Below are 7,936 nucleotides of genomic sequence, written 5' to 3' on the forward strand. Positions count from 1 at the left end.
ACCCCGATACCCGCCCCGGCCCGTACTTCCGCGGCGGCGAGCAACTCCCGCTGCAGCGGACTGGCCCGCAGCACTTTTACGACGGGCCCGTACGTGCCCTCGTCCTCTCCTCGGGTCACGCTGTCCTCGTCCAACCGTGAGGTGAGCCGGTCGGCGAGCTCCCCGACCGGAAGCTCACTGCCCGTACCGGTGCCGGGCCCGGACACGGTGAACGTGAGCGTGTGCCGACCGGGCTCCTGGCTCCGCAGCCGGTACCCCCAACGCGTGCCGAGAACCTGTCGTACGACGGAATCGACCTGCCCGGCGTCGAGGGTGCCGAGCAACTCCAGGGCGGGCGCGGTTCCTTCGACGGCGACGACCACGGTCAAGGGTTCGCTCCGGGACACGGGCGAGGATCGGTCGACGCTCATCGGACTCTTCCCCTCCGCTCTCGGCGCGTTTGGCCCCGGTGGCGCGTGCAGTGGGCGTCAACGCGCCACCGGGAAGCACCTGAAGGAAGAACGGTAGGCCGCGCGAACCATCCGGACCGCGTCCCTCCACCACGCCTTGACCAGGCCGCGAACGTTTCTCAGGAGGTCCCACGGCGTCGGCGGGGCCGCGTCGTTTTACCGCGGTAAATCGCGGCCACTCCCCCACTCCCCCACCACGCACAGCGCCTCGCCGTTTTACCGCGGTAAATCGGCGGGCTGCGGGCGGAGTGCTCACCGGTTCCGCGCAGCCGCTCGCTGGGCTCGTTTTACCGCGGTAAATCGAGCGCCGCCCCGCGCCCCCTCAGCACGTCCACGTCAGTCGATCCCGCGGACCACATGAGGCTCAGCTCCGTCATCCTCCACACCTGCGAGCCCCAGCGGCGGAGCTCCGGCCTCGCTGTCGTGAACGGCCGCGGGCGACTCCTCGTTGTCCTCGTGCACCTCGCACTCCCCTCGTCGACGCCTCGTCGTCCGAGGCGGACCGTTCTCGTTTTACCGCGGTAAATCGCGGACGGGTACGGCGACCTGACGGAGTGGCGCCGCGGAACAAAACGGAGACACGCGCTCCGTTTTACCGCGGTAAAACGGCTCTCACGGCAGGGAAGTCGAGTAACCCTGATCTCATCGGGACAAAACACCCCGGTATCCGCCCGGTGAAGTCGACCGCGTCTGCGATGATGCTGCCGCCCGAAGTACCGGAACCCACGGGAAGCAAACGGAGCATCACATGCCAGCTTCTGTATACGTCGTGTCCATCGACCCCCAGGCCTCCACGGTCTGGTGGGCGAACCGGATCAACGACCTGCCGTTCGACTTCTCTCAGGAGCACGAGACTCCCGAGAACCTCGCCGTCCTCAAGGACACCGGCGCCCAGGTCCATGTCGTCGCCAACCAGAAGGGCGGCGTCGGCAAGACCACCACGACCCTCAATCTCGGTGCGATCGTCTCCGACACATTGAAGGGTCAGGACAAGGGACTTCAGCACGTCTTCATCGACACCCCGGGCAGCCTCCAGGACGAGAACCTCCTCCTGGAGGCCCTCAAGTACGCCCATGACGTGATCATCCCCATGCCGCCGGAAGGCCTCGCCTTCGACCCCACGGCCCGCACCATCCAGAAGGTGATCGAGCCCACCGGGCTCCCCTTCAAGGTGACCGTGAACAACTGGGACCCGCGGGACGGAACGGCCGACCTCGAGGACACCAAGGCGTACATCGACGCGCAGGGCTGGCCGCGCGCGGAGGCCGTGATCCGCCGCTACAAGGTCCACACCCGGGCCTCCGTGGAGGGCAAGGTCGTCACGCAGTACCCGAAGAACCGCGTCGCGATGGAAGCGCGCGAGGACTTCTTCCGCCTGGCTCTCGAACTCGGTTACGGAGGTCGCTCCTGATGGGTCGACGGACGAGTCTCGCGTCCTTGGCCGGTGCCAAGGTCGACGACGTTCCGGGCAGGAGTGACCTGCTGCTGCTGGCGCTGCCCCTGGAGAAGCTGATCCCGACGCGGTTCAACCCGCGGCGGAACTTCGGCTCGCAGGAGCAGCTCAGGGAGTTCGGCCTGAAGCTGAAGCAGAAGCAGCTCCAGCCCGCGGTGGTCGTCTCCCGCGCCGGCTACCTCAAGCTGTGGCCCGAGGAGGCGGAGCGGGTCGGCGACGTCCCGTACGTCATCGCCAACGGCGAGCGGCGCTTCCGGGCCTCCCTGCTCGTCGGCAGGCCCACCCTCGATGTGGTGCACCACGAGGAGGTGGCCAACTCCCGCGCCGAGTTCCTGGACGCGGTGCTCGCCGAGAACAACGACCGCGAGGACCTCGACCCCATCGAGCGGGCCCTGGGCATCGAGACGATGGTGGTGGAGCTCGGCGGCGCCGACAAGGTCGCCAAGCACTACGGCAAGTCCGGCCCGTGGGTGAGCAACCAGCGCAAGCTGCTGCGGCTCACCACGGAGCTCCAGCGGTTGGTGAGCTCGGGGGAGTTGTCCATCAGGATCGGCCGGGAGATCGCCTCGCTTCCGCAGGAGGAGCAGGAAGCCGCCTGGCAGGACGAACTCGACCGCCGCGCCGCCGTACTCGCGGCCCCGCGTATCCGGCGTACGAAGGACGAGTCACCCGAGCCCGCGCAGCACCAGCCGGCGGGCACCACCGAACCAGCGGCACCCGCCGCGCAGAGCGCCGCACCCAGCGTGTCTGCAACCGGGGGCGAGCCCACGGAGGAAGCCGCGTCGGGAAGCCCGGACGGTTTTACCGCGGTAAATCCCGCGGACCGAGGATCGGCCCCGGGGGCGGACCAGGGGAGTGACAGGGACGGCCAGGACAGCGGCCGGACAAGTCGTCAGGAGAGCGGCCCGAGCGAGCCCGAGGCACAGACGAGCCCGCAGGACGAGCCCGCACCGGCAGCCCGCCGGCAGCCGCAGCAGCCCGCGGGGGAGCGGCGGCCCGAGCCGCTGCCGGACATCGCGACGGTGGGCGCCATTCCGTGGCGCAACCCGGAGACGGTGTTCCGCACCATCACGCACTGGATGACCCCTGACGACGTCCAGTCGCTGTACAAGCTGATGCGGGAACACGTCCAGGACGCCTGAACTCCCGCCGCTCCTCAGCAACAAGAGCAACAAGAGCAACAGGCAGTCCAGCGGCACGACACCTTCGGCCCGGCCTCCGCACCTGGAGGCCGGGCCGAACCACGTGACGGAGCCAGCGACCGTAGCTACCGAAGCGACAGCTACTGAAGCGACCGAAGCGACCCACTTTCACGGTTGACCCCAGACGCACGACGGAGCCGAAAGGTTGCCCAGAACTTGGTCGCTTGAGTCGCTTCGGTCGCTTCAGTAGCTGTTCTCGGCCGTTCTTGAGTCGCTGTCTCAGTCCGGTCGAGCCCGGCAACAGGCCTCCTGGAGCGGGCAGCGACTGAAGGAAAGCGACCGAGAACCGCTTCAGTCGCTTCAGTCGCTACGACAAAACCGCAGGTCAGAGGGTTACACCTAGGCCAACAGCGACTGAAGCGACTCAAGTTCCCCGTATATGAAACGTAACGTGCGTGTGCGCGTGTGCGCGTAGAGCTCATATATACAGTCGCTGAGTCGCTTCAGTCGCTAATTATCTGGAGCCAAGGCTGTGACCTGCAGTTTTGTTGAGACCGAAGACCAGCGACCGAACGGGCTTCAGTCGCTGCGGCCGAAGTTGAGTCGCTGCGGGGTTGCCTGGAAGCCCTGCGATCGACACGCTGTTCGGGCTTTGGCCTCAGCTGCCCCACCAGTCGCCCGAACTTCGCTAATCTATGTCCGTCGTTGAGTCGCTTCGGTCGCTGATAGGGGAATCAAATGCCTGCTGAGCTGCGTTTTTCACGCAGCGACTCACGGCAGTCCAGCTCTGCGCGTTCAGTCGCTGCACCCCTGGCCACGGCCCGGTGGTGCGCGAGCCGCGGCTGGCCGGTCTTCCCCCTGGCCGCCGGGCGCAAGGTTCCGGCCGCCAACTGCGAGTCCTGCCGCAGGCCCGGCCACACCCACCGGGACTGCGGCTGCCGCACGGATGGCCGTTGGTGCCACGGATTCCACTCCGCGACCCTCGACATGGCCCGCATCGACCACTGGTGGGGGAGTGGCCCCTCGATGGGCGTCGGCGTCTCCTGCGGTCCCGCCGGGCTCGTGGTCATCGACGTCGACGCGCATCAACAGCCCGTCCCCAGCCGGGACCGTCTCCTGCCGGGCATTCACATCCCGGACGAGGTCGACCTGATGGGCCTCGCGAACGGCTACCACACCCTCGCCGTCCTCGCAGCGCTCCGCGGCGTCGTGAGCCCCTCCGAGGACGAGAGCACGCTGCGGGTCCGCACCCCCTCCGGCGGCCTGCACGTCTGGTACCGCGCCGTCGACGGCCGCGCCTGGCAGTGCTCCACCGGAGCCAGCACCCGCCGCGCCCTCGCCTGGCAGGTCGATGTGCGCGCGCACGGCGGGTACATCGTCACGCCGGGCACCACGACCCCCGACGGCGCCTACACACCCGTAGGGCCCGTACGAGAGCCCGCTCCGCTGCCCTCCTGGCTCGCTCAGGAGCTTGAACGCACCGGACACCTCCCCGCGGTCCCCGCACCCCGTCCCGTGCCGCCACGCGCCCGTCAGGCGGTTCTCGCGGCGGGCGGCGGCACCTCGAGGACCACCCGCACGCTGCTGTCCGTCCTGACCGAAGTCGCGGACTGCGCAAGGGTGTCCGAGGGCGCGGCGTTCTCCGAGAAGCTCAACCGTGCCGCGTACACCCTGGGAGGCCTCGTCGCCGCTGGACATCTCGACCAGGCCGAGGCCGAACAGGTCCTGGCCCAGGCAGCCGAACAGGCGAGGCCCGGCCAGACCCGCCGGGCCGAGCAGATCATCCGCAGTGGCATGAGCGCCGGGCTGCGCCGTCCCCTGGACCCCGGGAGCAGCTCGTGACGCCGTCCCCGCACCAGGATCAGAACAACGCCCTCTTCGACTTCGACGCGGAGGCCGTCGCCGCCCAGATCCTCGCCCGCGCCTCCACGGGCCCCGTCCCGCCGCAGGCCGGTGAGGCGTCCGCGCCCGACAGCGCCGTCGACCACGCCGCCACGGTGGCCACCCCCGACGGACTCGTCCCCGACACCCTCACCGACCGCGGCAACGCCAAGCTGTTCGTGAAGCTGTACGCGGCGGACTACCGGCACGTGCCCGGACTCGGCTGGTACCGCTGGGACAGCACCCGCTGGCAGATCGACGACGACGACACGGTGATGTGGGCGGCCGGCGACCTCGCCGAGTCCATCACCGGCACCGACCCGCGCGGCCTGCACTCCACCTCCGCCCTGCAGAAGCACCGCAAGCGCGCCCTGAGCACCTCCGGCATGAACGCCATGCTCACGCAGGCCAAGTCCGCGCCCGGCATGGTCCTCAACGCCTCCCGCCTGGACGCCGATCCGTACGTGCTCTGCACCCCCGCGGGCATCGTCGACCTGCGCACCGGCCTGGTGCGCACCCCCGACCCCAACAAGGACTTCCACTCGCGGTCCACGTCCATGGGCCCCAAGCAGATGCCCACGCCCCGCTGGAACCGCTTCCTCGAGGACACCTTCGGCGGCGACACCGAAGGCACCGAGATGATCGGCTTCCTGCACCTGCTGCTCGGCTACTCCGTCACCGGGGACGTCGGCGCCCAGGTCATGCCGTTCCTCTTCGGCATCGGCAAGAACGGCAAGTCGGTCCTCCTCGACGTCCTGATGAAGCTCCTGGGGGACTACGCGGACGCCGCCCCGCCCGGCTTCCTGATGGCCCGCCCCTACGAGGGCCACCCCACCGACCTCGCCGAACTCCACGGCCGACGCGTCATCGTGTGCAGCGAGGTCAAGCCGGGGGACCGGTTCGACGAGGCCCGGGTCAAGCTCCTCACCGGCGGCGACCGGATCAAGGCCCGCCGGATGCGGCAGGACTTCTTCAGCTTCGAACCGACGCACAAGCTCTGGCTGCTCGGCAACCACCGCCCCGAAGTGGGCACCGGCGGCTTCGCGTTCTGGCGCCGTATGCGACTCATCCCGTTCGAGCGGACCGTCCCCGACGACCGCAAGATCGACAACCTGGCCGACATCCTCGTCACCGAGGAAGGCCCCGGCATCCTCAACTGGCTGATCGAGGGCGCCCGTCGCTACCTCGGCGGTGACAAGGACCTCACAGGCCCGGAGCGCGTCCGCATCGCCACCACCGCGTACGCGGAGACGGAAGACCATACCGGCCGTTTTCTCAGCGAGAGCTGCAGCGTCCACCCCGATCAGCGGGCCGAACAGGCACGGCTGTACGCGGCGTACAAGAGCTGGTGCCAGAATGAGGGGGCGCCGGCCATGACGTCCCGCTCCTTCGCAGCTCGCGTACGCGAGACCATCGGGCTTGAGTCCCCCAAGCAGATGATCCTGTCGAATCAGCGCAAGTACTACCCGGGCATCGGACTGCTGGCGGACGAGGAGGATGCCTGATGGTGGTATCAAGCCAACCGCTGCGCCGGCCGGTGTGTCCGCGAGCCATGGCCGCGCGGCCTGATGGGTATCCGGCCCTTGACCTCCCGCACGAGGCCCCGGGCTCGGCACGAGAAGGTAGGACAGCATGAGCGCCCTCATCACCGAGGACGAGATCCGTGAGGAGACGGAGATCGTCTGGCTCGAAGACGCCACGGCGCTGGACTACGTACGACAGAGCCTCGACCGCCTGCCCACCCGTAAGGGGAAACCGGCCTACCACCGCGACGGCCGCATGGTCGGGTACGCCCTGCTCGGACCAGGCGCCAAGGCCTCCCGCTCCTCCGGCACGTTCCGGCGCCGCGTGTTCTGGCTGCTGCCGCACGACCGCGACACCGAGCCCAACGGCCTGTACGCGACCGGGGCGCCCGCAGAGGCCGTCGACCCGCGCACCCTGGCCCCCGGCATCAAGGGGTACAAGACGGAGCGCTCCGAGGGCGGCCCGCCCTCCTCTGCCATGCAGGAGCTGGGTATAACGCTTCCGCTCTGAACCGCTCGCCCCGCCCATCGGGGCGACCCCGACCGCCCGCCGCCCCCCCACGGCGGGCGGTTTCATGTGAACTGTCCGAAATAGCTTGGGGGTTCGCCGATTTACCGCGGTAAAACGGCGCCCGGACCCGACCCGTACGGTGGGGGAGTGGCGGCGCCGCCGCGCCCCTGACCCGGTATGCGGAATGCGCATCCCCGGACGGTACGATGCAAGGGTCATGGACACCTCGCACCACGCACCGGCCCCCACCTCGGCCGCCCGCACCCCCGGCGGCCAGAGCATGCCGCTCGCCGAACGGCTGCGCGCCAGCGTCACCGGCCTGATGCGGGCCACCGGCCAGACACAGTCCGACCTCGCGCTCGCCCTGGGCGTCGACCAGACCCAGGTGTCGCGCCGTCAGACCGGCCGCGCCGCCTGGAGCCTCGACGACTGCGACCGGCTCGCCGCACACTTCGGCATCGGAGTGCTCGACCTGCTCACCGGACCCGAGCGCGCCTGCGCCCGACTGCCGCGCACCCGCCGCGGCCGCCGCCGGGGGGTGCCCGCATGACCGAACGGAACCCCGCCTTCGACGCGGTCGACGCGCTGCTCGCCTCGGCCGTGGAGCCCGAACCGCTGCCGCCCGTCGAGGAACGCCGCGTCCTGCGCGAACATCTCGGCCTGTCCCGCGCCCAGGTCGCGGCCGCCCTCGGGGTGAGCCCGTCGACGGTCGGCGGCTGGGAGAGCGGCCGCGACCCGGCGGGGGAGGTGCGCGGCAAGTACGCGTACTTCCTCGACGCCGCCCGCACCAAGCTGGCCGACCGGTCCGCCGAGCCCCGCCCCTGCGTGCTGTGCGGCGGCCCCGCCACCGACGAGATCGAGGGCTACCCCCAGCACCTCGACCCGCAGGAGTGCGTACGGTCGACGGCGCCTCGCGCGGATCGTACGGAGACGTCGTACGCGCAGCCCGCGCCGCAGCCCGCGCCTGAGCCCGCAGC

Annotated in this window: 8 protein-coding genes; 7 read left to right on the top strand and 1 reads right to left on the bottom strand. The window is 69.8% G+C overall.

Annotation, left to right across the window (positions count from 1 at the left end):
• On the bottom strand, window positions 1–410 hold a 410-nt coding region (locus tag GUY60_RS30460), incomplete at its 3' end, for a hypothetical protein (protein ID WP_161703641.1).
• 787 nt (window positions 411–1,197) lie between these two features.
• Here GUY60_RS30460 and GUY60_RS30465 point away from each other — a divergent pair.
• The 7 genes from GUY60_RS30465 to GUY60_RS30495 all read left to right on the top strand — a co-directional run.
• On the top strand, window positions 1,198–1,860 hold the full coding sequence (locus GUY60_RS30465; protein WP_161703643.1) for a ParA family protein: 663 nt from the start codon (window positions 1,198–1,200) through the stop codon (window positions 1,858–1,860).
• Between the two features lie 26 nt (window positions 1,861–1,886).
• Entirely contained in the window at window positions 1,887–3,044 is a 1,158-nt protein-coding gene (locus GUY60_RS30470; RefSeq protein ID WP_161703645.1) for a ParB/RepB/Spo0J family partition protein, read from the top strand.
• A 738-nt stretch (window positions 3,045–3,782) separates the two neighbouring features.
• Window positions 3,783–4,886, top strand: coding sequence for a bifunctional DNA primase/polymerase (locus GUY60_RS30475; protein ID WP_161703647.1), 1,104 nt, complete (start codon window positions 3,783–3,785; stop codon window positions 4,884–4,886).
• Window positions 4,883–6,430: a DNA primase family protein gene (locus GUY60_RS30480; RefSeq protein WP_161703649.1), complete on the top strand. Its 1,548-nt coding sequence runs from the start codon at window positions 4,883–4,885 to the stop codon at window positions 6,428–6,430. Before GUY60_RS30475 ends, GUY60_RS30480 begins: the two co-directional genes overlap by 4 nt.
• 127 nt (window positions 6,431–6,557) lie before the next feature.
• The gene (locus GUY60_RS30485; protein ID WP_161703651.1) at window positions 6,558–6,959 is read left to right on the top strand and encodes a DUF6009 family protein; all 402 of its coding nucleotides are present in this window, start codon (window positions 6,558–6,560) and stop codon (window positions 6,957–6,959) included.
• A 217-nt stretch (window positions 6,960–7,176) separates the two neighbouring features.
• Entirely contained in the window at window positions 7,177–7,509 is a 333-nt protein-coding gene (locus GUY60_RS30490) for a helix-turn-helix domain-containing protein (RefSeq protein ID WP_376771340.1), read from the top strand.
• Window positions 7,506–7,936 (top strand): helix-turn-helix domain-containing protein (locus GUY60_RS30495; RefSeq protein WP_161703653.1); only part of this gene is annotated, 431 nt, incomplete at its 3' end. The genes GUY60_RS30490 and GUY60_RS30495, both read left to right, overlap by 4 nt.

Origin of the sequence: Streptomyces boluensis, assembly GCF_009908195.1 — a bacterium.
In the GTDB taxonomy this organism is placed as follows: domain Bacteria; phylum Actinomycetota; class Actinomycetes; order Streptomycetales; family Streptomycetaceae; genus Streptomyces; species Streptomyces boluensis.